The sequence below is a fragment of the Actinoplanes cyaneus genome (genome assembly GCF_016862095.1).
In the GTDB taxonomy this organism is placed as follows: domain Bacteria; phylum Actinomycetota; class Actinomycetes; order Mycobacteriales; family Micromonosporaceae; genus Actinoplanes; species Actinoplanes cyaneus.
In genome coordinates this window covers 1-23999 of sequence record NZ_BOMH01000012.1, presented here as the reverse complement: position 1 = coordinate 23999, position 23999 = coordinate 1, and the positions used below count along the sequence as shown (strand labels likewise).

18 protein-coding genes are annotated in these 23999 nt (G+C 71.7%); 7 read left to right on the top strand and 11 right to left on the bottom strand.

Annotated features, from left to right (window positions below):
• Positions 1 to 141: 141 nt before the first annotated feature.
• Positions 142 to 552: a DUF2752 domain-containing protein gene (locus tag Acy02nite_RS07560; RefSeq protein WP_239174404.1), complete on the bottom strand. Its 411-nt coding sequence runs from the start codon at positions 550 to 552 to the stop codon at positions 142 to 144.
• Positions 553 to 635: 83 nt separating this feature from the next.
• Positions 636 to 5813 carry a diguanylate cyclase gene (locus tag Acy02nite_RS07555; protein ID WP_203739101.1) on the bottom strand — a complete coding sequence of 1726 codons (5178 nt, stop codon included), beginning with the start codon at positions 5811 to 5813 and terminating at the stop codon, positions 636 to 638.
• 156 nt (positions 5814 to 5969) lie between these two features.
• Here Acy02nite_RS07555 and Acy02nite_RS07550 point away from each other — a divergent pair, with 156 nt between their 5' ends.
• Positions 5970 to 6116, top strand: a complete 147-nt coding sequence (locus tag Acy02nite_RS07550) for a hypothetical protein (RefSeq protein ID WP_203739100.1) — start codon at positions 5970 to 5972, stop codon at positions 6114 to 6116.
• A gap of 14 nt (positions 6117 to 6130) precedes the next feature.
• On the opposite strand, the gene Acy02nite_RS07545 is transcribed toward Acy02nite_RS07550, so the two are convergent.
• Positions 6131 to 6724 carry a DUF998 domain-containing protein gene (locus Acy02nite_RS07545; RefSeq protein WP_203739099.1) on the bottom strand — a complete coding sequence of 198 codons (594 nt, stop codon included), beginning with the start codon at positions 6722 to 6724 and terminating at the stop codon, positions 6131 to 6133.
• A gap of 65 nt (positions 6725 to 6789) precedes the next feature.
• Here Acy02nite_RS07545 and Acy02nite_RS07540 point away from each other — a divergent pair, with 65 nt between their 5' ends.
• Positions 6790 to 7530 (top strand): MBL fold metallo-hydrolase, encoded by a 741-nt coding sequence (locus tag Acy02nite_RS07540; RefSeq protein ID WP_203739098.1) that lies wholly within the window; start codon positions 6790 to 6792, stop codon positions 7528 to 7530.
• A gap of 31 nt (positions 7531 to 7561) precedes the next feature.
• Here Acy02nite_RS07540 and Acy02nite_RS07535 read toward each other — a convergent pair whose 3' ends face one another.
• The gene (locus tag Acy02nite_RS07535; RefSeq protein ID WP_203739097.1) at positions 7562 to 8740 is read right to left on the bottom strand and encodes a hypothetical protein; all 1179 of its coding nucleotides are present in this window, start codon (positions 8738 to 8740) and stop codon (positions 7562 to 7564) included.
• Positions 8741 to 9195: 455 nt separating this feature from the next.
• Here Acy02nite_RS07535 and Acy02nite_RS07530 point away from each other — a divergent pair, with 455 nt between their 5' ends.
• Positions 9196 to 11706 carry an HAD-IC family P-type ATPase gene (locus tag Acy02nite_RS07530; RefSeq protein WP_203739096.1) on the top strand — a complete coding sequence of 837 codons (2511 nt, stop codon included), beginning with the start codon at positions 9196 to 9198 and terminating at the stop codon, positions 11704 to 11706.
• A gap of 120 nt (positions 11707 to 11826) precedes the next feature.
• Complete coding sequence (locus Acy02nite_RS07525) at positions 11827 to 13710, top strand: hypothetical protein (protein WP_203739095.1); 1884 nt, start codon at positions 11827 to 11829, stop codon at positions 13708 to 13710.
• Positions 13711 to 13731: 21 nt separating this feature from the next.
• Here the strand turns inward: Acy02nite_RS07525 and Acy02nite_RS07520 are convergent, their stop codons facing one another.
• Complete coding sequence (locus Acy02nite_RS07520; RefSeq protein ID WP_203739094.1) at positions 13732 to 14298, bottom strand: DM13 domain-containing protein; 567 nt, start codon at positions 14296 to 14298, stop codon at positions 13732 to 13734.
• Between the two features lie 155 nt (positions 14299 to 14453).
• On the opposite strand from Acy02nite_RS07520, the gene Acy02nite_RS07515 reads away from it, so the two are divergent.
• Entirely contained in the window at positions 14454 to 14996 is a 543-nt protein-coding gene (locus Acy02nite_RS07515) for a hypothetical protein (protein WP_203739093.1), read from the top strand.
• A gap of 105 nt (positions 14997 to 15101) precedes the next feature.
• Here the strand turns inward: Acy02nite_RS07515 and Acy02nite_RS07510 are convergent, their stop codons facing one another.
• The 5 genes from Acy02nite_RS07510 to Acy02nite_RS07490 form a co-directional block, all read right to left on the bottom strand.
• Positions 15102 to 16073 (bottom strand): lysylphosphatidylglycerol synthase transmembrane domain-containing protein, encoded by a 972-nt coding sequence (locus tag Acy02nite_RS07510; RefSeq protein WP_203739092.1) that lies wholly within the window; start codon positions 16071 to 16073, stop codon positions 15102 to 15104.
• 118 nt (positions 16074 to 16191) lie between these two features.
• Complete coding sequence (lpdA, locus tag Acy02nite_RS07505; RefSeq protein ID WP_203739091.1) at positions 16192 to 17571, bottom strand: dihydrolipoyl dehydrogenase; 1380 nt, start codon at positions 17569 to 17571, stop codon at positions 16192 to 16194.
• 199 nt (positions 17572 to 17770) lie between these two features.
• Positions 17771 to 18478 carry a hypothetical protein gene (locus Acy02nite_RS07500; RefSeq protein ID WP_203739090.1) on the bottom strand — a complete coding sequence of 236 codons (708 nt, stop codon included), beginning with the start codon at positions 18476 to 18478 and terminating at the stop codon, positions 17771 to 17773.
• A gap of 27 nt (positions 18479 to 18505) precedes the next feature.
• Positions 18506 to 19612, bottom strand: a complete 1107-nt coding sequence (locus Acy02nite_RS07495) for a glycosyltransferase (RefSeq protein ID WP_203739089.1) — start codon at positions 19610 to 19612, stop codon at positions 18506 to 18508.
• Positions 19602 to 20552, bottom strand: a complete 951-nt coding sequence (locus tag Acy02nite_RS07490; protein ID WP_203739088.1) for a glycosyltransferase family 2 protein — start codon at positions 20550 to 20552, stop codon at positions 19602 to 19604. The genes Acy02nite_RS07495 and Acy02nite_RS07490 overlap by 11 nt, the downstream gene beginning before the upstream one ends.
• A 294-nt stretch (positions 20553 to 20846) precedes the next feature.
• Here Acy02nite_RS07490 and Acy02nite_RS07485 point away from each other — a divergent pair, with 294 nt between their 5' ends.
• Entirely contained in the window at positions 20847 to 22004 is a 1158-nt protein-coding gene (locus Acy02nite_RS07485) for an LCP family protein (protein WP_203739087.1), read from the top strand.
• Between the two features lie 119 nt (positions 22005 to 22123).
• A complete protein-coding gene (locus tag Acy02nite_RS07480) occupies positions 22124 to 23053 on the top strand; it encodes a diacylglycerol/lipid kinase family protein (protein ID WP_203739086.1) in 930 nt (309 codons plus the stop codon).
• 404 nt (positions 23054 to 23457) lie between these two features.
• Here Acy02nite_RS07480 and Acy02nite_RS46365 read toward each other — a convergent pair.
• A partial coding sequence (locus Acy02nite_RS46365; RefSeq protein WP_239174401.1) for an Rdx family protein occupies positions 23458 to 23999 on the bottom strand: 542 nt, incomplete at its 5' end.

Genomic DNA, 23999 nt, shown 5'->3' with positions numbered 1-23999 from the left:
GGCTGACCATAGGCGGGCTGACCGTACGCCTGCGGCGGCTGCTGCCCGTACTGCTGCTGCGGCTGCTCACCCTGGCCGTAGGGCTGCTGGGCGTACGGGTCGCCGGAGGGAGGGGGATATGTCATGTCCGATGTCCTTCTATCAGGCCCAGCTCACGCCGAGCCGGTGCAGTTGAAAAAGCCAGCTCGCCGTCGCCAGCAGTCCGGCCAGCCATCCCATCCGTCGACGCCCGGCAGGCGACCACGGTTCCGGTAGTGCCAGCACACCGGTGGCGCGCAGGGCCACCAGTGGTCCGACCGCGACCGCGAGGGCGGCCAGGCCGAAGATCACGGGGTTGGCCTGGAACGCCGCCTCGAACTCGCCGTGCACGAGCGCGACGGCCGCGGTGGTCAGACCGCAGCCTGGGCAGGGCACCCCGGTCAGGGTCCGCAACAGGCACGGAACCCCGGCGCCGGTACGGGCCGTGAAGGCAGGCCAGAGCACGGCGGCTCCGGCCACGAGCACGCCGAAGCCACCGATCCGCTCGGGGACGGAGAAACCTCGCAACGGCACACCTCGTGATCATGGGAAGGGCGCACAGATTGTAAGGGTCGAGATCTATGCCTGGCGACCCCGTTCACCAGCACATCTTTTCGTCAGTCAGCCATCACCCGGTTGCGTCCCGCTTCCTTCGCCCGGTACAGCGCGTGATCGGCCCGGGCGAGCAGGTCGTCGAGCGCCGTGTCGCCCTCACCGAGCCGGGTCAGACCGATACTGATCGTGACCGTCAGTGGCCCGGCCTGCGTCGGGATCGGCTCCCCGCCGACGGCGACGCGCACCCGCTCGGCGAGCTCGGTGGCCTCCCCGTCGTGGTCGGGCAGGACGATCGCGAACTCCTCGCCGCCGTAACGCCCGAGCACGTCGGAGTGCCGCAGCACCGCCCGGATGCGCCGGGCCACGGTGCGGATCACCTCGTCGCCGACTCCGTGGCCGTACGTGTCGTTGACGCTCTTGAACTTGTCGATGTCGAGCATGGCGGCTGCCAGCGGACGCCCGTTGCGCGCCGCGGCCTGCACGAGCGCGCCGGCGACGGCGTAGAAGTGCCGGCGGTTGTGCTGCCCGGTCAGCTCGTCGGTGGTGGCCAGCTCCTGCACCCGGCTGAACAGGCGCGCGTTGTCGTAGGCGGTCATCCCCTGGGAGGAGAACGCGGCCGCCACCTGCCGGCTGGTGTCGTCGAGCGCGCCACCGCCGAGCAGCACCACCCCGGCCCGTCCGTCGCGCCCGTCGAGGGGCACGGCGAGCGCGGACGGCTCACCGGCGAGCAGGCGCTCGCGCAGTTTCCCGGTACCGGCCGGGTCGAGCAGGGCCGGTTCGCTCAGGCCGCCGAGCAGGTCGAGCTCGTCGGCGGTCAGCCGCATCCCGGCGACCCCGTCGGGCTCGAGCACGTCGCCGGCCGCGCTGACCAGACAGCCCGAGGCGGCGCCGAGCGAGGTCTGCAGGGTGCCGCTGAGCCGGCGCAGCAGGCGGTCCGGTTCGAGGATGCCGCTGAGCTCGGCGAGGCTGGCGCGGAGCATCTCGGCGAGTGCCTGCTGGTGCTGCGCGGCCTGCACGGCGAGGTGCAGCTGCGCGGCGCGGGCCGTTTCCAGGGAGATCGCGACGTGGCTGCTGACCGCGGTGAGCACCTCGACGTCGTCGTCGGTGAAGATGCCCCGGGCCAGGCGGCTGTCCAGGTAGACGACACCGACCAGGCGGCCCTTGAACTGCACCGGCGCGGCCAGGATGCTGCGCAGGCCGTGCACGACGGCGCTGCGCGAGCCGAGCGCCGCGCCCTGCTCGGTGCCGGTGACGACGACCGCCTCGCCGGATTCGGCGACCTTGCGGACCAGGGTGGCGCCGTACTCGGTGCCGCCGGCGAGGTCGCCCTGTGCGTCGCGGCCGGCGAACCGGACCGGCTCGCCCGCCTCGTCGAGCAGGAAGAACAGCGCCCGCTCGGCGCCGAGGATGCGCAGCATCTCGTCGAGTGCGACCTGGGCGAGCTGCCGCGGCTCGAGGACCGTGGCGGCGGCCGTGCTGATCTGCTGCAACGCCTCCAGCCTGCGGTTGCGGCCGCTTCCGGCACCGCGGCGCTCGGCGACGGTACGCCGGTGCGTGCTGGCGGTCTCGTCCACGCCGAACTCGGTGCGGGTCTGCCGCCGCCGCTGCTCCCAGCCGTAGAAGGAGGCCAGTGCCAGCGCCGCGCGGGCCTGCCGGTCGGCCTCGTGGTTCTGGCCGAGCGCCCGCAGCGCGCGGGCCCGGATGCGCAGGATCTCGTACTGCCCGAGCGGCGCGTCGAGGGCCCGGGCGGTCTTCTCCAGCGCGTCGGCGAGCTCGATGCTGCGCTCCTGGTCGCCGACGACCTGGGCGAGCGACGCCTGGCACATTCCGTGGACCAGCCGGATGAGCGGCGAGCCGCCGACCTTGCCCAGCTCGGCGATCGCCTCGGCGGCAGCAGCCAGGACGGCCGGGCGTTCCGCGTCGGCGGCGTAGCGCAGCTGGATCAGCCGGGCATGCGCCTGGTAGACGAACAGCCACTTGTGCTGCGGCATCAGATCGCCGGGGCGCAACCCGATCGCCCGGAACTCGGCCATCACGCTGTCGAACGGCTCGCCGACCTCGCCCTGCTCGAGCAGGGCGCAGGCAATCGCGGTGAGGGTGTTGGCCCGCTGCACCGGGGTGCCGGCGCCGGGCGGGAACGCCTCGCGCAACCGCCGGGCCGCCGCGGCGGCCTCACCGAACCGGCCCTGGTAGGCCGGGATCATCACACCGAGCATGCCGAGCGAGGTGCTCTGCGCCTGGGCCGGGTCGGCCACGCAGCGCAGGCCTCGTTCGTACTCGCGCTGCGCCTCGGCGGTGTAGCCGCGCAACAGCAGCCGCAGCCCCTGGGAGGCGTGCCCGGGCAGCAGCTGGGCAGGCTCGTACCAGCGGGCGTTGCGGGTGATCGTCTTCTCCCACATGGTGCCGTCGTCGTAGCCGCCGAAGAGGAAGACCAGCCCGCGCATCCACTCGACGTAGGCGATCAGCGCGGGATCGCCCAGGTCGGTGGCGACCCGGGTGGCCCGGCGCAGGCAGCGTTCACCGGTGCCCCGCAACTTCATCATCGAGGTGATGTAGCCGATCAGCGCGTAGACCCGGGCGTACTCGGGGCACGGGCCGAGCCGGTTGACCGCGTACAGCGACCGCAGCGCGAACACCCCGGCCTCCTTGAGCCGCAGGCCGACCGCAGCGGCATAACCGCCGGCGTCCAGGACAGCCGTGAGCGCGGCAAGGGTCTCCCGCCGGCGGCCTTCGGCATTTCCCGACCCGATTCGCGTACGGCGTACGACCCCGCCCGCGAACGCATACGCCAGCGTCGACAGCAGCAGCGTCAGCGGGTTGCCGGGCAGCGGACGGCCCAGCTCGCGCAGGGCTTCCCGGGCCGCCTCGACGGCCCGGGTGTCGTTCCAGAGGGTGTGGTGCAGCTCGATGCGGGTGGTGAGCAGCCGCGCCCGGGCCAGCCGGTCCGGCTCGGCGGCGAGCGCCCGCTCCAGCACCCGGTCGGCCTCGTCGAACCGGCCGGCCCGCAGGCAGGCCAGCGCGAGCGGGTGCAGCAGCCCGGTGCCGGGCGCCGGGTCACCGTCGACCGCCACGGTCAGGTAGCCGATCGCGTCGACCGGCGCCTGGTCGGCGAGCGCGCGCAGCCCGGCGGCGGCCGCGGCACGACGGCGGGCGGCCTCCGGGGCGGCGTTGCCGGCACCCTCGTAGTAGCGGGCCAGCGTGTACGCGTGCGCCTCGTCCCGCAGCTCCGCCGGCAGGTCCTCGAACGCCGCGGCCAGCGCAGCGTTGCAGCGGCACAGCTCGCCGGGGGTGAGCCGGGCGAGCAGGTTGTCCCGCAGCTGCGGGTGGACGAACGCGTACCAGCCGCCGGGCCGCACCTCGAGCACGTGCCGGTCGAGGCCGGTGGCGAGCGCCGCGAGAGTCGGCTCGTCGCCGGCGCCGGGCAGTCCCTCCGGGCGGAACCGGATGCCCGCCACCGCGGCCACGGTCAGCCGGTCCAGAACCGGCACGGACAGGCCGGTCAGCCGCGCGGCGAGCAGGTCCCGGACGCCGGCCGCGGACGGCAGCGCGTCGGCGCCCGCGGTGTCCAGCCGCCAGGTGCCCCAGAGCGGGCTGAGCAGGCCGGCGTCGAGCAGCCGCATCAGGTAGCTGACCACGGCCAGCGGGGTGCCGTCGGTGCGGACCGCGACGTGCCGGGCCAGCTCGGCCGGCACCCGCGCGCCGGGCAGCCGGGAGGCCACCACCTCGGCCACCGCCGCTGCTGACAGCGGCGTGCAGGTCAGCTCCAGCGTGCCCGGGACGCCCAGGTCCAGGCTGTCCGGCTCGCCACGGTCGGTGAGCACCACCAGCAGCGGCAGGCCCGGAAGGTCCGCGGCGAGCGCGGTGAGCAGCCGGCGGGTGGCGGTGTCCAGCAGGTTCGCGTCGTCGATGACCAGCAGCAGGCCGTCCGAGCGGCGGGCCAGCTCACCGAGGAACGCCGCGCCGGCCGCGAAGACGTGCTCGTCACCGGCCGCGGCGTGGCCCGTGGTGTCGAGCAGGCCGAGGTCGCCGAGGAGCGTGACGACCTGCGCGACCCCGGCGTTCGCGGCGGCCTCGACGATGTGTTTCTCGGCGAGGGCGCGGGCCGTGTCCGGCAGCCGGTGGACCCGCGCCAGCGCCGCCTGCACCGCGTCCCGGAGCACTGCCAGCGGGGCCGGCTCGTCGGGCCGGCACGTGCCGGAGAGCACCGCGCAACCGTCCGCGGTGGCCAGCTCGGCGGCGTGCCCGGTCAGCCGGGAGCGGCCGGAACCGGGCCCGCCGTGGATCGTCACGACGCCGCCGAGCCCGGCACGTGCCCGCTCCCAGCGCCGGGCCAGCCGGTCCGCCTCGGCGTCGCGCCCGCACATCGGCCAGCGGCTCGCGGCGGGCGCCTCGGCCGCCGACCCGCCGGGGCAGTTGCGGAGCGCGGTGAGCAGGTCGGCCGCGTCCGGATAGCGGTCGTCCGGGTCCTTGGCGAGGAGCCGGCGCACCACGGCGGCCAGCACGGGATCGATCTCGGGACGCTTCTCCCGTACGTCGGGAACGGGCGCGGCCAGGTGCAGGCGCAGCAGCTCGCCGACGTCCTCGGCCTCGAACGGCAACCGTCCGGTCAGGCACTCGAAGAGCACCACGCCCAGTGAGTAGAGGTCGGATCGCCCGTCGACCGGGCGGCGCAGCATGCCGGACTGCTCCGGTGAGGTGTAGAGGAACGTCCCGACGGCCTGGTCGGAGTCCTCGCCGGCGTCCCGGCCGACCTGCGCCAGACCGAAGTCGATCAGCTTGGCCCGGCCGTCCCCGTCGATCATGATGTTGTCCGGCTTGATGTCCCGGTGGACCAGGCCCACCCGGTGCGCGGCGGCCAGCCCGCGGGCCAGCTGCGCGGCCAGCCCGACCACCCGCTCCTGGGCGAGCACACCGTGCAGCAGCAGCCCGGAGAGCGCGCCACCGGACAGGTGCTCCAGGACGAGACCGGGCACGCCGTCCAGCTCGCCGACCGCGTGCACGCCGACCACGCCCGGGTCGTCGATGCACGCGAGCAGGGCGGCCTCACGCTGGAACGCGGTACGGATCTCGGGCAGCTCGCCGGCGTCGGCCAGGGGACGCTTCAACGCGTAGTCCCGGTCACCGCGCCGGGCATGGTGCACCATGGTGAACGCGCCGCGTCCGAGCTCCTCGATCACGTCGAGGCCGGTCAGCTCAGCGAGGTGCGGGTCGCTGAGGTTCGCCTGGGGGGTTTCCGTCACCGAGTGCACTCATTCCGTAGCCGTCTGCACTCCTGCTGATCGACCGCTGTCCCCCGAACCTGAACATTCCCGCGTGCGGCCCTACCGCCGTACGCCGAAAGGAACTTGACCTCCGCTCATGGCCGGCGCACAGGTGACGCGCCGGGCACCATGGACATGACGATTCTGCTTCTGCCGGTCGGTGCCGGGCGACGTTCCTGCTGCTCATCGGCCGTCGAGGTGCCGGCGTCCGAGAGGAAGCGGCGGTGCCGGACGCCCGCGCGGATCACCATGGGGCTCGGCCCCGGCCCGGACTTCTTCTGAGCCGATGTCCCCCGCTACGCGTGAAGCGCGAGCCAGAGTGCGACGGTGAAGAACCACAGGTTCGTGCTGAGCAGGTAGAGCCGCTCCGCCAGGCCGAACACGCCGCGCAGCGGCTTGGCGAGCAGCGTGACGACCACCGCGGCCAGGCCCGCCGCGGCGAGCCACCGCAGCACGACCAGGAAGAGGCTGAGGGCGTCCGGGGTGAGGTGGCCCAGCGGCGCGGTCAGGTCGGCGATCGCCAGGTAGACGAAGGTGAACGACGCGATCGCCAGCACCAGGTGGATGCGCCCGGCGGCGGTCGGGCGCTCGCCCTCCAGGTCGGTCGGGAAGAACGCCATGGCCAGCCGGGTCACCGGGATCAGCAGCAGGAACACGAAGTCCTCGGTCGGGAACGGCTGGTCGGCGAGAGCACCGGTCAGCGCGAGGATGCCGAGACCGTTGGCGATGGCCGCGATCCGGAACTGGGACGCGGTCCGGCCGACGCCGTAGTCGCTGACAGCGTTCCGCACCGGGCTGTACCCGGTCCGCAGGAAGTGCAGCGCGACGAAGATGACGAGATAGACGAGAAGCAGGACGGTGGCCACGACGGCCAGCAGTGTTCCGGACAAAGCGACAACCCCCGTGTCAGCCCTACGGATAGCGACGAAGGCCGATCTTAGGGTAGGCATGGAGGATGACCGCTTACCGGATCAGTCGCCGCCGCCTTTTCGTGACGGCCGGGGCCGGAGTCGTCGGCCTGGCCGTGGTCAACACACTCAGCGCGTGCTCGTCGTCCTCGCCGCCGTCCCAGCCGGTCGCGACGACGGGCGCGCAGCCTGTCCCGACCGGGCTGCCCGAGGGCTGGCATCGGGTCAACCGCACCTACGTCTCGGCGTATCTACTGCTCAGGGACAAGGAGGTGGCGATCGTCGACACCGGCACGCCCGGCTCGGAGTCCGCGATCGAGGACGGGCTGAAGGCGGCCGGCACCGGTTTCGCCGCGGTCAAGCACGTCATCCTCACCCACTACCATGATGATCACATCGGTGGGCTGGAGGGCATCGAGCCCAAGGTCAAGGCGACGTTCTACGCAGGGTCCGGGGACGCCGGCAACATCATCACGGACAAACCGCTGAAGTCGCTGAACGGCGGCGACGAGATCTTCGGGCTGCGGATCGTCGACACGCCCGGTCACACGGCCGGCCACATCTCGATCTTCGAGCCGGCCACCGGGACGCTGGTCGCCGGGGACGCGCTGCGCACGCAGAACGGGCTGGAGAGCTCCGATCCGCAGTTCACCACCAACCAGAGCCTGGCGACGGCGTCGGTGAAGGCGCTCGCCCAGCTCGACGTCAAGGCGATCCTTCCGGGGCACGGCGAGCCGCTCACCGCCGGCGCCAAGGAGGCGTTGCAGAAACTGGCGGCGTCCCTCTGACCCGAGGTCCGCCGCCAGGTCGCGGTCGCTCCTACTTCTGCCTTTCGAGCTTCTGTACGGCGGTTCGCGTGATCGCCTCGAGTTCGCGCTGATCGGGCTGCTCCAGGTTGGCGAGCAGGACGGTGAGCGCCACGCCCCGCACGGACACCGCGATCATCTTGCCGTGCACGGTGACGCGCGGGCTGTTGAGGTCGACCTCGAAGCGCACGCCCGCGGTGCGGTTCCCGAACTTCGGCACCTGCAGCGGGTACGTCGCCATGTGCAGCGCGTCCGGCGTGCCGGGCTTGCCCTCGTCGTAGGTGGGGCAGCGCCGCGGCGCGTCGGCCACCGCGTCGACGACAGCCTGGGCGGCGCGATCACCGGCCGGGTTGATCGCCTCGATCAGCACCGGTCCGGTCTCGCCCTTCATGAACGCCACCCGGACGGTGTCGCCGTCCTTCTTGTCGCCGGGCTTGGCCGGCTTACCGGGCTTGCCCGGCGCGGAACCGGGCTGGCCGGGCGGCGGCGCGACCGGCGTCGCCACCGTGGGGTCCGGCTTGCCCGACGCCGCACCCGGCTGACCTGCCACGGCGCCCGGCTGGCCTGACGTGGCGCCCGGCTGGCCTGACGTGGCGCCCGGCTGGCCCGGCGCCGGGTTGGGCTCGCCTGACGGTGAGACGGCGATCCGCGGGCTCGGGCGCACCGGAAGCCCGGGGCCTTCGGGGGCGCCCGGCGCGACCGGCCGGTCGGGAGTCGTAACCGCCCCGGCAGGCTGGGGCCGCTTCTTGTCACAGGCGCCGATCTGGGAGCCGGTGTCCGAGAACGCCTTCAGCGCGTCCGGCATCGCGACGTAGCCTTTGGGCAGGTCACCGACGGTGAGCAGGGCGGCCTTGAGACGGCCGGGCACGGGCTCGCCGGTCGTCACGAGGAGGCGGGACGCGCCGGGGAACGTCGCCCGCCCGTCCGTCTCCCCGGCCGCCAGCGACGGCGCGACGGCGTCCGCCATGAGCTGGGCGAGCGCGGTGTTCCTCGTCGGCGTCCAGGTGGACCCGCCCCGGGTCGCGGACCGGGTGGAGCCGCCATGGTCCGCGGACCGGGTGGCGGCTGCGGCGGCCCGATGCGACAGGGCGAGGTCGGCCGTCACCGCGGCCGCGCCGGCTCCCCCGGTCACCGCGAACACCAGCGGCAGTCCAAGTGCCGCTTTGACCGTTTTATGCCGAATAATCTGCATTTACTCACCTTAGCCGCGCCCCTCCACCAACCACGCGATTTGCGCAAGAACCAGCTACCCCGCGCCACGCCCGAAGCCCTCAGCACCAGCTGGCGCTCACGGCTGTCCAGGAGTGCTCGACACAGCCGTGAGTGCCAGCCACGGCGGCAGACAGCGAGCGGCGGGCTGCGAGCGGCGGGCTGCGAGCGGCGGGCTGCGAGCGGCGGGCTGCGAGCGGCGGGCTGCGGGCGGCTGCGGACGGCGCGGGTCCCGGTTCCGGCTGGCTTTCAGGGGTCTTTCGGCGGGTTGAAGCACCCCTGGGAGCCAGCCGGGGAGCGGGAGGCGCGGGGCGGCAGCGACCGGAGCGGGGCCGGCGCGGGAGGACGTGGGACAAGTCCGGAGGTGTGGGGACGGGCGGCGAGAAGACGTACCGGAAAAGGGGTTTTTGGAATGGTTTGGGGTGGGACGATCTCCGGATGGAGCAGGACGTGCTGGCGGCCCCGGCCAACGGGCTGACCGCGGCCGAGGCGGCGGCCCGCAAGCGGCGCGGGGATGCGAACGTCCAGGTCAAAGGCGGTTCGCGGGGCTATGCGGAGATCCTGCGGACGAACGTCTTCTCGTTCTTCAACATCATCCTGTTCGTGATCGGCGTGGCCCTGCTGACCCTGCAGCGATACAGCGACGCGCTGATCAGTGTCGGTCTCGGGCTCATCAACGCGATGATCAGCGCGGCCCAGGAGATCCGGGCCAAGCGGAAGCTGGACCGCCTGCAACTGCTGGATCGGGGCGCGGTCGTGGTGATCCGCGACGGCGCCGAGCGGGAGGTCCAGCCGGAGGAGGTCGTGCGTGGTGACGTTCTCAAGGTGGCCGCCGGGGATCAGATCGTGGTCGACGGCCCGCTGCTCGACGGTGGCCGGGTCGAGGCGGACGAGTCGCTGCTGACCGGCGAGTCGGATCCGGTGGCCAAGGAGCCCGGTGATGATTTGCGGTCAGGAAGTCTCTGCGTCTCCGGCGAGGGGCGACAGCTGGCGCGGGATGTCGGGGTGAACAGCTACGCCGGGCGGCTGACCGCTGAGGCGCGCCGCTCGACGACCGACAAGACGCCGCTGCAGCGCCGGATCGAGTTCATCGTCCGGCTGGTCATGGTGCTGACCACGCTGATGAGCGGGGCGATCCTGGCGCAGGCCGCGATCGAGGGGTTCACGCTGCTGCGGGTCGTGCAGATCACCGCGGTGCTGTCCGGGCTGGTGCCGTACGGGCTGTTCTTCCTGATCGCGCTCGCCTACACCGCCGGCGCCGTCCGGATCGGCCGTTCCGGCGCGCTGGTGCAGCAGGTCAACGCGGTGGAGTCGGTGAGCAACGTCGATGTGGTGTGCACCGACAAGACGGGCACGCTGACCACCGGGCACCTGGCCGTCGACGAGATCGTGCCGGTCGGCGAGCGGGAGTACGCCGAGGTCGCGCACGCGCTGGGCGGCTTCGCGCACAACGTCACCACGCCGAACCTGACCGCGCTCGCACTTGCCGCCGAGCTGGCCGGGCCGGTGTGGGAGGTGCGCGACGAGGTGCCGTTCGCGTCGTCGCTGCGCTGGTCGGGCCTGGTCACCGACGAGGGCACCTGGGTGCTCGGCGCACCGGACGCGCTGGCCCCGCGTCTGCGCAAGCCGCTGCCGCCGGGCGTGATCGCCGAGCGCACCGGCCGTGGCCTGCGGGTTCTACTGCTGGCGCGCGCCGAGGCGACCGGCGCGCCGCTGCGGGGTCAGGATCAGAGACCTGACCTTCCCATGCTCGAGCCGTACGGCCTGGTCGCGCTCGGCGACGAGCTGCGTCCCGAGGTCACCGACACGGTCCGCAAGTTCCGGAGCGGCGGCGTCGACCTGAAGGTGCTCTCCGGTGACGATCCGAGAACCGTGGCCGCGATCGCGGACCGGGCCGGCATGGACGCCGGTGAGCCGGTCCCCGGCGCCGCCCTGGACGGGCTCGACGACGCGCAACTGGACGTGATCGTGGCCCGGACCACGGTGTTCGGCCGGGTCGCGCCGGAGCACAAGGAGCGGATCGTCCGGTCGTTGCGACGGCAGCGGCGGTACGTCGCGATGATCGGCGACGGCGTGAACGACGCCCGCGCGCTCAAGCAGGCGCACGTCGGGGTGGCGATGCGCAGCGGCAGCCCGGTGACCCGGGACGTGGCCGACATCGTGCTGGTCGAGGACTCGTTCGCGGTGCTGCCCCCGGCGCAGGAGGAGGGTCGGCGGATCATCAACGGGATCGGGATGTCGCTCTACGTGTTCATGGCGCGGGTCGCGAGCCAGGGCCTGGTGATCCTCGCGGTGACGATGCTCGGGCTGGGCTTTCCGTACTCCCCGACGCAGGTCGGGCTCACCCTGTTCACGGTCGGGGTGCCGACGTTCTTCCTGACGTTCTGGGCGAAACCGGTCCCGCCCGACAAACTGTTGTTCAAGAGCATGGCGCGATTCGTCCTGCCCGCGTCGATCATCACGGCCGGGGTCGGCACCACCGTCTACACCGCGCTCTACGAGGTGATCTCGCTCGGCTTCGGCTCCGGTCGCACGCCCGCCGAGGTGATCCACGAGTTCGAGCGATACACCGGCCTGCGCTACGGCACCGACACGGACTTCACGACCGCCGCGGCCACGATCGCCGCGCAGACCGGCCTGTCGACGTTCTTCTGCTTCGCGTCGTTCATCATGATCCTGTTCCTGGCCCCGCCGAACCGATTCTTCGCCGCCTGGACCGCGCCGACCGACGACAAGCGTCCCGCGCTCCTGGTCGGCGTTCTCATCCTGGCCTTCCTGGTGGTGATCAACGTTCCGGTGCTGTGGAGTTACTTCGGCCTGATCGGCCCGGCCCGCCCGGTCACCGCGATCGTGCCCCCGGCACTGCTCCTGTGGTTCCTGGCACTGACCGCGGCGTTCCGGTTCAAACTTCTCGACCGCGCTCTCGGGGTGCACAACCTCCACAGATGAGCAGCAAAGTCTGAAAAGGGGCTCACATCGTGACCTTCTCGTGACCTTTTGGGATGGGTCAGCTTCCTGCGGGTCTCCTATGGTCGTGAACCGTTCTCAACTTCGGTTCACGGGGGAAACATGTACGTGGTACTCGCCTGGTTCACCGATCGTCGCCTGGACGACGGGGCGACCCGGGCAGCCCGGTCCCGCTTCGACGCCGCTGTCGCCGAGGTCGTGACCGACACGTACGTCCGCCACGACTTCGGTGGCGAGGACTGGGGAGTCACCTTCCTGCACAGCGCCGACCAGGGCGACTACCGGTGGCCGCTGGTCGCCACCGAGGGCCCGGTCACCGCCCTGTCGCTGGGCCTGCCGGTCGGGGTGCAGACCACCGGGCCGGTCGCGCTGGCCCGCGAGCTGCTCGGCGGGGCCGACATCCACCGTGACGTGCTCCCGCCGTTCAACCTGATCGCGCTCGACGGCGACCGGCGCTTCACGATCCAGCAGGACTGGCTCGGCATGTGCCGGCTGTTCACCGGGACGGCCGACGGCATCACGGCGTTCTGCAGCCGGCCCAGCCTGCTCGCCACCTTCCTGTACGGCAGCACCGAGCCCGACCTTGAGGGCTGGCGCTCGTACGCGGTGAGCGGGTTCTTCGGCGCCGACCTGTCACCGGTGAAGGGCGTCCGGCTGATGCAGCCCGGTCAGCGGATCACCGGCAGGCGACGCGACGAGGGCGGCTGGGAGCTCACCTCCGAGACCCGGTACAACGTGGACGACCTGGTGGTGTCGGGCTTCGCCGGGCAGGGCCGGCCGGTCGAGGAGTCCCTGGACCTGGCCGCGGACGCGTTCTCCGGCATCGCCACCAGCATCGGCAAGCTGTACGACGGGCCGATCGGCCTCGGCCTGTCCGGCGGCAAGGACTCGCGGCTCATCGCGTCCTCGCTGATCGCGGCCGGTCACATGCCGAAGTTCCACACCAACGACGACACCGTGGCCGAGGGTGAGACGGCGCTGCGGCTGATGCAGATCCTGCGCGACGAGCGCGGCCTGCAACCGGAGCACCGCCTGGCCAAGACCGGCGCGCCGGCGAACGTGCTGGCGGCCGGCCTGGTCGAGCGCACCGAGAAGCTGCTGCGCCGGTACGACTTCCAGTTCCCGTCGAGCTACACGATCCGCCCGGCCCTCGACACGCGGCTGCCGGACGAGTTCGCGCCGGTCAACTTCAGCGGCGTCGGCGGCGAACTGGCCACCGGGTTCTGGTACCCCAGGGTCGGCGGCAAGACACCGGAGGACGAGGTTCTCTGGCGCCTGACCAGTGCGGTGCCGGCGGGCGGCGTGGCCCCCGAGGTGATCGACGCCGAACGGGCCCGGGTCGCCGTCCTGTTCGACCACGCCCGCGGGCTCGGGCTCAACGACCTGCACCTGGTCGACTACGGCTACCTGGTCGAGCGGGTCCGCCGGTGGTACTCCTCGGCGTACTTCATCGGCAGCATCACGCCGTACCTGTCGCCCGGCTTCGTGGCGGCCTCGTTCGGCGTCACCGCCGAGCAGAAGCGCGACTTCCTCCTGCACAAGAGCCTGATCAAGCGGTTCGTCCCGGAGTGGGCCGACGTCCCGTTCGTCTCCGCGTTCACCGGCACGACCACCGCCACCCGGGTCTGGGACGGCGACGGCGTCCAGGCGATCTCCGACCTGGTGGACACGGCGCAGGGCCCGATCGCCCAGCTGATCAACCGCGACCTGGTCGAGAAGACGCTCACCACCGTCGTCCGGACCGACAACTCGCCGGAGCACATCCTGCGGCAGTTCACGTACCTGGCGGTCGCCTCCACGCTGCTGGAGCCGGGCACCGTGGCGGCGCCGACCGGAGCGACGTACGCCCGGGTCACCGCCCCGCCGCCCAAGCCCCTGCCGGCAGCCGCGCAGAGTCCGTCCCGGCTGCGGCGGTTCAAGAAGACCTGGCTGTGGCGGGCCGCCCGGAAGGTCCTCAAGCCCGCCTTGCAGAAGATGCGTTCCTGACGATCAGGGAGCGGCTGGGCCTCACGCGACGGGTGTGAGGCCGGCCGCGCCGAAGGAGACCGCGAAACGCTTGCACCAGATGGCGACGCTCGCCAACTTCTCGAGGTCCGTGCCGGCGGGGATGGCGTACCGCTGATTGCCCCGATTTCCCTTGAGCCGGCCCAGCTCGACCCATTTCCCGTCGTCGAAGACCCGCCACCCGGCCGTGCCGGTGCGCACCGGCTGATCGGACAGCCAGACCCGCAGGTCCGGGCCGTTCGAGGTGTCGAGATCGATCAGTTCCAGCTCATGGGTCCCGTCGGGGTTCAGGATCACCCGGGCGGCACCGCCGGTGTCGTGTTCGTGGCTGACGAACTCGCCCTGCCGCACCACGGTCGGCCCGGCGGGCGCCGCGGGCGACACGGACACCGACGCCGCGGGCAGCGCGGACGAGCCGGCGGGTGCGGGCACGGCGGCGAGAGCCTCGTCGACCTGACGATCGGTGGCGAGTTTCCACGGCTGGAACCAGTAGAGGCCGACGCCGGCGATCAACGCCAGAACCATCGCGACGACCAGGATCAACGGGCGGCGAGCAAGACGCGCAGTCACCGCATCAGTACAGCGCACCGCGGCCGCGCCAATCCTTACCGGATGGTGACGGTTCTCGATCGGGTCGTTCTGCCCCGATGTTCGGCAGGCTCCCGGTCGTCGCCACGCCTTCGCGTGATTGACTCGTGTCAAGTGCCGCTGGTAGGCACGGAAGGGTGACCTTTCTGTGGTCCTACACCGATGCTCTGGCCGCCGGCGACGACGGCTGGTGGCGGGCCGCGACCCGGCACGCCGCCGACCTGCTGGAGGCGGATCACTGGTGGCTGGACCCGCCCGCGCACATCCCGGTGCAGCATGTGCTGGTGGAGACCACCGCATTGCTCTCGTACGCGCTGGCGCGCAGCCGGGACGACGACCCCGGCGCGGTGACCGGGGCGCAGCTGGCGGCCTGGGCGGCGGCCCGGCCCCTGCCGATGCTGGACGAGGCGGTGCCGGACACCGTGGAAGGGTCGATGTCGCTGCTGCAGTGGAGCCGGATCTTCGAGGAGCAGTGGCTGCGCCAGCAGAACGACCTGGCCCGGCTGCTCCTGGCGTCCGGGCACGAGCTGCCCGGCACGGGCGATCCGGTGACCGGGCTCTGGACGGATCTGATCGATCGGGAGAACCCCGGCCGGCGGTACGGCCTGGACTCCCGGCTGCCCGGCCCGGCGCTGACCCTCGGCCTCGGCGCCGTCCTCCAGCAGTTCGACCGGGCGTGACGCGTCAGCTGGACCCCAGGGGTCTTTCCCGGCAGTGAAGCACCCCGGAGAGCCAGCCGGGAGTTGGCCCGCTCTTGGGCCCTGTTGGCGCCTTGGCCGGAACGGTCAACCGCGCGGCTCGGACGAGCCGCCGCGCAACGTCAGGTGGGCGGCGAGGCCGGCCGGCAGGATCAGCCAGAACGAGATCAGGCGGTAGATCAGGACGATCGCGGCGGCGGTGGCCTGCGGGACGCCGGCGGCGACCAGCCCGGCGAGCATGCTGGTCTCGATCAGGCCGATCCCACCGGGCGTGAGCGGGATCTGACGGACCACCTGGACGGCCAGGTAGATCAGGGCCAGGCGGCTCCAGCCGAGCTCGGCGTGCAGCGCGTCGGCCACGAAGAGCAGGCAGCCCATGTCGAGCAACCAGTTGGCCACGCCGGCCACGGTCACGGTGAGCCAGGTGCGGACCGGGACGGATCGCGCGTCCCGCAGGGCCCGGGCCACCGGAGCACCGATCGAGCGGCGCGGTGAGGGAAGAGGGGCGAGGCGGGCGGGGACCGGGCCGCGGACCGCTTTGTAGATCCCGAACAGCGAAACGGCCAGGACCGCCGCGGCCGTCGCGGAGAAGGACCACGTCACCGCGGAGAGCAGCGTCAGCGAGAGGACCGTGACCGCCATGGAGAGCAGGGTCACGGTCGCGGAGACCGCCGGGGTCGCGCCGTGCCGGCGGTAGACCTGGAACGCGTACGCCGCGGAGGCCGCCGCCCCCGCGGGAAGGGCCATGCTCAACGCCGACCGGACGTACGTCATGGCCACCGCCCGCCGAGGCGGAACCCGCACCCCGAAGGCGGCGAGCAGCCGCCGCTGCTGCTCGGCATACGCCAGCTGCGACAGCACCCCCGCGCCGAGGGCGAGCGCCGCCCACCGCCAGTCGGCCGCCCGCAGCGCGCCGAGGAACTCCCCCGGCGCCGGCAGCCGGCCCCGCAGCGTCACCACCGCCACGACCGCGACCAGCACGAACGGCAGGTAGCCCAGCCAGCGCCGCCGCGGCGCGCGGACCTGCTGCGAGGCCAGGGGCTCAACGGTCAGGGTCACACTCTTAGGGTTCCCGAGAGATCGGTCCCCGTCGTCATCCCTGAGAAGGCATTCCGGCGTACCACGGACGCGGTACGTCACCCCGGGTCTGCCCGCCGGACAGGCCCCGAGGATGACGTCAGAAGTTGATCATGTGACCGGCGAGACCGTGGACGGCCTCCTTGACCGCCTCGGCGAGGGTCGGGTGCGCGTGCACGTTGCGCGCCACCTCGTTGACCGTCAGGTCCCACTGCTGGGCCAGGGTCAGCTCGGGCAGCAGCTCGGTGACGTCCGGCCCGATCAGGTGCGCGCCGAGCAGCTCACCGTACGTGGCGTCGCTGAGGATCTTCACGAAACCGCCCGCGTCGCCGAGGCCGTGCGCCTTGCCGTTCGCGGTGAACGGGAACTTCGCGACCTTCACGTCGAAGCCCTGCTCACGGGCCTGCGCCTCGGTCCAGCCGAAGCTCGCGACCTGCGGCTGGCAGAACGTCGCGCGCGGGATCATCCGGTAGTCGAGCGCCATCGTCTCGGCGCCGGCGATCGTCTCGGCCGCCACGATGCCCATCGCCTCGGCGGCGTGGGCCAGCATCAGCTTCGCGGTGACGTCACCGATGGCGTAGACGCCGGGCACGTTCGTACGGCAGAAGTCGTCGATCTCGATCGCACCGCGGGCGGAGACGGCGACGCCGGTGCGCTCCAGACCGTACCCCTTCAGATTGGGCTGGAATCCGATCGCCTGCATCACCTTGCCGGCCTCGAGGACCTCGGACTTCCCGCCTTTGGAGACGGTGACGCGGACCGAGTCGGCACCCTCCTCGATGCTCTCGACCTTCGTGCCGACCCGCACGTCGATGCCGAGCTTGCGGTACTGCCGGAGCAGTTCCTTGGAGACGTCCTCGTCCTCGAGCGGCAGCATCCGGTCGAGGAACTCCACGATGGTCACCTCGACCCCGTAGTTGCGCAGCACATAGGCGAACTCGACGCCGATCGCGCCGGCGCCGACGATCACGATGCTCTCCGGCAGCTCCGGGTCGAGGATCTGCTCCTCGTACGTCACGACGCGGTCGCTGACGCTGGTCCCCGGGATCATGCGGGTGCTCGCGCCGGTCGCCAGGATGCAGTTGTCGAACGTGATCGTCCGGTCGCCGACCCGCATCGTGTGCGCGTCGGTGAACTCGCCACGGCCCTGGATCTCGGTGATCCCGTTCTTCTTCATCAGGTAGTGCACGCCCTTGACCCGGCCGTCGGCGACGCTGCGGCTGCGCTGGTGCGCGACACCGAAATCGAAGGTCACCTTTCCCTCGATGCCGAACGTCTGGGCCTGGTCGTGGAAGATGTGCGCCAGTTCGGCGTTGCGCAGCAGCGCTTTCGACGGGATGCAGCCGACGTTGAGACAGACGCCGCCCCAGTATTTCTCCTCGACGATCGCGGTGGTCAGGCCGAGTTGCGCCCCGCGGATCGCCGCGACATAGCCACCCGGACCGGCACCCAGCACCACGAGATCGAAATGTTCGCCCATGAGCCCGACAGTACTTACCGCCCCGGGCGCCGGACATCCTTTCGCGTCACAGTCAGCACCTCGGCGAATCAAGATCAAGATCAAGATCATGCGACGGTACGGCGTGCGGGGCCGCCTGGCAGCGAGCTCCGGCTCCCCGTGGTGATCGGCCGGGTAGCCCGGCCCGCCGTGGTGATCGGCCGGGTCGCCCGGCCCGCCGTCAGGAGAAGTTGACGGTGAGTTCGAGGATGTAGCGCACCACGGCGATGATCACCATGGCGGCGACGATCCGGATCGCGAGCTGGGCTTTGCGCTCGTGGTTCCGCTTCGCGAAGTTGGCCAGGACCAGGCCGACGATCGCGATCAGCGGGGACGCCACCAGGATGCCGAAACCGCCGAGAACGTAGGACAGAATCGTCAGGACCTGGCTGTTGGACTGCTCATATCCGGGGTAGGGCTGCTGCCCGGGATAAGGCTGACCCGGATACGGCTGACCAGGGTACGGCTGCGCGGCATACGGCTGGCCGGGATATGGCTGACCCGGGAACGGCTGGGCGGGCGGCGGGCTGTACGGCGCGACCGGCGGATGCCCGCTGCTCTGCGCCGGCGGCGTGTAGGCCTGCGGGGCCGGCACTCCCGACGACGGCATCGGGGACGTCGGCATCGGGGACGTCGGCGGGGTGTGGAACGAGTCCCCGGCGAACGGGTCACCGGTCGTCGGGCCGGTGAACGGGTCACCGGTGGTCGGGCCGGTGAACGGGTCGACCGGCACGCCGTACGCCGAGGTGGGAAAAGCCTGCTCGGCGGGCGCGGCCACCGGGTCCGCGAAACCACCCGGCGGCGGAGCCGGGGTGGCGACCCGCCGGCCACAGCCTGGGCACAGCCCGACCGTCGGCGCCGCCGGGGAACCACAGTGCGTGCAGATCATGATTTCCCCCAGCGGCAGGACCAGGGTCTAGACCTTAGCCCCTGCCGCGACCTCGTCGTACAGCTCCTCCAGGCGCCTGGTCTGCGCGGTCAGATCGAAATGCGCCGTGACGTGCTTGCGCGCCTGCTCGCCGAGCCGCCGCTGAAGATCCTCGTCACCGAGCAGCCGGGTCAGCGACGCGGCCAGCGCGGCCGGGTCCGCCTCCGGGCTGAGCAGGCCGGTCTCGCCGTCGACGACGGCCTCCGGGATGCCGCTGTGCCGGGTGGCGACCACCGGCAGGCCGAGCGCGGCCGCCTCCAGGATCGTGGTCGGCAGCCCCTCGGTGTCCCCGTCCGGCGCGGTCTTCGACGGGCAGGCCAGCAGCCGGGACTCCAGCAGGTGACGTTTCACCTGTTCCGGGCTCTGACTGCCGGCGAACGTGACGTCCACGCCGAGCTCCTGCGCCCGGGAACGCATCGCCGGGAGCAGCTCGCCGTCACCGATGAGCAGGGCGCGGGGCCGCGACTCCATCGTCGCCAGCGCGGCGAGCAGGTCGTCGACGCCCTTCTTGGCGACGAACCGGCCGATGAACACCACGTCCCACCGCTTCTCCACCGGCGGCTCCTCCGGCGGCACGGTGATCCCGGTGTAGTGGACCCTCACCTTCGCCGGGTCGGCGCCCCACGTGATCGCGTGGCCGCGGATCACCTCGGAGACCGCGACGACCAGCGACGCGCGCTTGAAGACGGACTGCAGGTTGCGGCGGTACCGCACACCCTTCGCGCCGGGGCTGGACGGCTGCCGGGTCACGTCGTGGCCGTGCACGGTGACGATCAGGGGCACGCCGAGCTGCTGGGCGGAGTGACTCACCAGCCAACCGTCGCCACCGAAATGGGCATGAACCAGATCCGGCCGTACGCCGGAAAGCGTCTTCTGCAGTTGCGGGGACGTCCCGGTCAGCCGCAGTCGCAGGAACCCCTTGCCGCCCGGGAAGGCGATCACGTCGTCGGGGCGGGACAGGACCGACTCGTGCCGGGTCGCGCCGACGTAGACCGGGGACCAGCGGGTCAGCGCGTCGGCTTGATTGCGGACGAACGTCTCCGAACCGGGCAGCATGGCGCTGCGCCAGATCGCGACGCGGCGCTCAGCCGGCATTGTTCTTCTTTCCCCGGCTCACCACGACGTCGCGCAGCCGGTGCCGGACGCTCGGCGGCAGGGCCCAGATCTGCATGTGCGTAAGGTAGTCGACGGCGGCCGGGTCGCCGTGCTCACGGGCCTCGGCGAGCAGCTCACGGAAGAGTTTCGTGTCCCGCGTCGGCGCGGCCATCGAGCTGAGCACACTGAGCGTGAACGCGGCGTAGGCGCGCGGCGTGAACAGCTCACGGTTGCCGCGCAGCCACTCCAGCTGCTCGCGCCACGGGTTCTCCAGGCTGATCCGCTCCCGGTTCTCGTCCTGGTGCCAGAGGACCAGCGGCTCCTCGACGTAGAGCAGCGCGGTGCCCGGCTCGCGCATCGCCCGCAGCGTCCAGTCGAGCTCCTGCGCGCGGCGCAGGCCGACGGTGAACGGCACCTTCTGCCACAGCGCGGTCGGCGCCATGATGCACGAGGTCTGCACGAAGCCGTCGCCGTAGAACAGACCACGCCTGACCAGCAAGTACTCACTGATCGGCTCGCCCGGCTCGGGCAGGCGGCGCGGCATGATCGTGTCGGCGCGCGGCGTCCGGCTGATCATCCGGCAGGCGATCACCGGGGACTCCACGGTCGCCGCCGCGGCCAGCTCCAGCTGCCGCTCGATCTTGGTCGGCAGCCACTCGTCGTCGTCGTCCAGCATCGCCGTCCAGCGGCCGCGGGCGGCCCGGGCGCCGGTGTTCCGTGCATTCGGGGCCTTGCCGCGCTCTGGAAGGACGATCACACTGAGGCGCGGATCACCGACCGCGTCCAGTGCCGTCACGGTCGCCTCGTCCGGGCCGTCGACGACGACGATCACCTCGAGGTTCTGGTGCGTCTGCCCGAGGGCGCTGCGCACCGCGCGGACGGCCAGCTCCGGGCGGTTACACGTCGGAATGACGACACTGACATCCGGCTCTGACGACATGGCGACTCGCTTTGGGCAACTTGTCGGAACCTCGGGGGCCCGGGGCCGTGTGGACCGTAGGTGGTTCTGGTGGTGCGAAGGTTAACGGAATGCGTCTCGTGGGGGTGCGCGGGGGAAGCAACAGCCTGCGACCGAGCGCGCACGAGCGCGACGTTCACCTTCTCGTAACCTAAAAGACAGCAAAAATCTAGGTTCCGCAGGCAATCTTTCCGGCTGCGGCGCCCGTCTTCATGGGTGGAACGACCGTCCTAGATTGCCAGGGGCGGAACGACCGCCCCGATGTGAGGAGACCCCTTGCGCAAGACCAGCAAGCGCAGACGCCGTACGCCCCGCTGGGCGCTCTGGACCGTGGTGTTCGGCTCGCTGTTGCTGGTCGCCGGTGGCGGGGGTGCGATCAGCCTGAAGGCGACGGTCGCCGCCGCCGAATCGAAGGTCGGCAAGGACTCGCTGCTCGGCACGACGAAGCCCGAGGAGGAGAAGAAAAACGCGAACCTCGACGGCGCGAAGAACCTTCTGCTCGTCGGCATCGACCAGCGCCCCGACCAGAACAACGGTGAGGCGCTGCGCTCCGACTCGATCATCCTGCTGCACATCAACAAGGACCACAGCAGCGGTTACATGATCTCGCTCCCCCGTGACAGCTACGTCTACATCCCGGCGTATGACAACGGGAAGCAGAAGTGGGGCGGCGGCAAGACGAAGATCAACGCGGCCTTCGCCTTCGGCACCCGCGGTCTGACCGGCAACGATGCGTTGAAGCACGGCTTCGAGCTGCTCACCATGACCGTCAAGGAGCTCACCGGGGTGACGCCGGACGCCGGCGCGATCATCGACTTCCAGGGCTTCCGCGACGTGGTCAACGTGCTCGGCAAGGTCTGCATGTACGTGGACACCACCACCAAGTCGATCCACCTCGGCAAGGACAAGAACGGGCAGACCGCCAAGCCGTTCGTGATCAACTCGGACGGCACGCTGCGGAGCAAGATCTCGGGCGTGACGCCGAACACGTACACCAAGGGCAACCACTGCTTCAACCCGAGCCAGGCGCTCGACTTCGTCCGCCAGCGTGACCTGCTGGAGGACAACTCGCTGGACTACGGTCGTCAGCGGCACCAGCAGCAGTTCTTCAAGGCGATCATCAACCAGGCGATCAAGGACGGGCTCGACTCGCCGACCAAGCTGCCGAAGATCCTCGGCGCGTTCGGCAAGGCCATGACGGTGGACAGCGGCGGCATCGACCTGGCCGACTGGGCGCTGTCGATGCGCACCCTCAAGCCGGAGAAGCTGATCACCATCAAGACCAACGCCGGCAAGCTGAACTCGCAGAACGTGCCCGGATCCGGCAGCGTCGAAATCCTCAGCGACGACAGCATGGCCCTGCTGAAGTCGATCAAGAAGGACCAGATCGACACGTTCCTGCTGTCGCATCCGGCGTTCATCGCCAACGGCTGATCGCTGATCCTGTTCCACTCACGATGCCCCGCGGCTCCGGCCGGCGGGGCATCGTCGTTTTCCGTGTCGCCGCCACCGCCTCGTCGTTCCGGGGCCGGCGTTGTGGATAGGGTCTGCGGGTGCGGACCAAGCAGGAGCACAGCGCGGACATCCGGCGGGACCGGCGGGCGGTGCTCGTCGTCAACACGCGGTCACGGCGGGGGCGGCTGCTCTACGACGAGGCCCGGCGACGGCTGGCCGCGGCCGGGTTCGAACTGCTCGGGGCGTACGCGCTGGAGCAGTCCGGCGGTCTCGACACGCTGATCTCCGAAGCCCTCGGCAAACAGCCGGACCTGCTCATCGCCGGCGGCGGCGACGGGACGATCAGCACGGCCGGGCGCATGCTCGCCCACCAGGACGTGGCCCTCGGAGTGCTGCCCCTCGGCACCACCAACAACTTCGCCCGGACGATACGGATCGAGCCCGACCTCGACGCCGCCATCGCGACCCTGGTCAACGGCAAGGTGATCGACGTCGACCTGGGCGTGGCCGGCGACGTGCCGTTCACCAACCACGTCGGGATCGGACTCTCCGCCGAAGTGATGATCAGCGCGCCGCCACGGTTGAAGCGCATCGCCGGGCGGCTCGCCTACCCCATGACCGCGCTCGGCCTGCTCGCCCGGCATCGACCGGTGCGCGCCACGATCCGCGCCGAGGGCCGTGAACTGCGGTTCCACACCCACCAGGTGTACGTCGCCAACGGCGGCTTCCACGCCGGCCGGCCGATCACCGCGGACGCGCACGCCGACGACCGGCTGCTCGTCGCCTATCCCGTGGGCGGGGCCAGCCGGCGGGAACTGCTGCGCGAAACGGCTCGGAACGCGGCCACCGGGCATCGGCGTACCCTGCACGAACGCCCGTTCCTCGCGGTCCGCGAACTCTGGCTGGAGACGGATCGGCCGGTGGCGGTCGAGGTCGACGGCGAACCCCGGGGCACCACCCCGATGCGGATCGCCATCGACCCGAACGCCCTGCGCATCATGGCCCCCGCCGACAGCCCCGACCTGTAGCCGCCCTCCCCCAGCGATGGCGCAGCCGGCGCCGCCCGTCGCCACCGCCCCCACAACGGTGGCCCACCCGACCACCAGCCGGCGCCGCCCGTCGTCACCGCCCCCACAACGGTGGCCCACCCCCCTGCGGCGGTAGCGGGCTGCGTGATCGTGCTCGCCGCCGCACGCACGCCAGCCCCGCCGCACTTCCTCTCCAGCCGCGGCGCGAGGGTCCGGCTGGTTCTCATGGGCGTTATCCGTCCCTCATAACGCCCATGAGAACCAGCCGGACCCTCGCGCCGCGCTGCGGAGCTCGACCCGGGACCCCGCGTTGCGCGAGGCCGTCGGCACTCGGGGGGGGTGAGGTCGTCGGCACTCCGGGGGCGCGAGGCCGTTGGCCCTTTGGGGCAGGATGCGGCGGGGCGTCAGCCGGCGTCGGGCTCCTTGCGGTCGGAGTGGCCCAGGTCGCGACCCGGGGCGACCCGGTCACGGACCAGGCGCTTGAGCTGCGCCAGGTCGGGGAAGCCGTCGGGTTTGCGGTTCCAGAGGGTCTCGCCGTCGAGGCGTACCTCGAAGACGCCACCGATGCCGGGGACCAGCGCCACCTCGCCGAGGTCGCGCGGGAACGTGGTGAGCAACTCCTGCGCCAGCCACGCGGCTCGGAGCAGCCAGCGGCACTGCGTGCAGTACTCGATCTCGAGGCGGGGCGTCCTGGTCGTCACAACGATCGAGTATGGACGACGCTCCAGCGCGGGGCGGAAGGCGCGGCGCGGGGCGGAAGGCGCGGCGCGGGGCGGACGGCGCGGGGCGCCGCGGCGCGGGGCGGGGCGGCGCGGGGTGGCGCGGGGTGGCGCGGCGCGGGGCGGCGCGGGGCGGGGTGGCGCGGGGTGGCGCGGGGTGGCGCGGGGTGGCGCGGGGTGGCGCGGGGTGGCGCGGGGCGGCGCGGGGCGGCGCGGGGCGGCGCGGG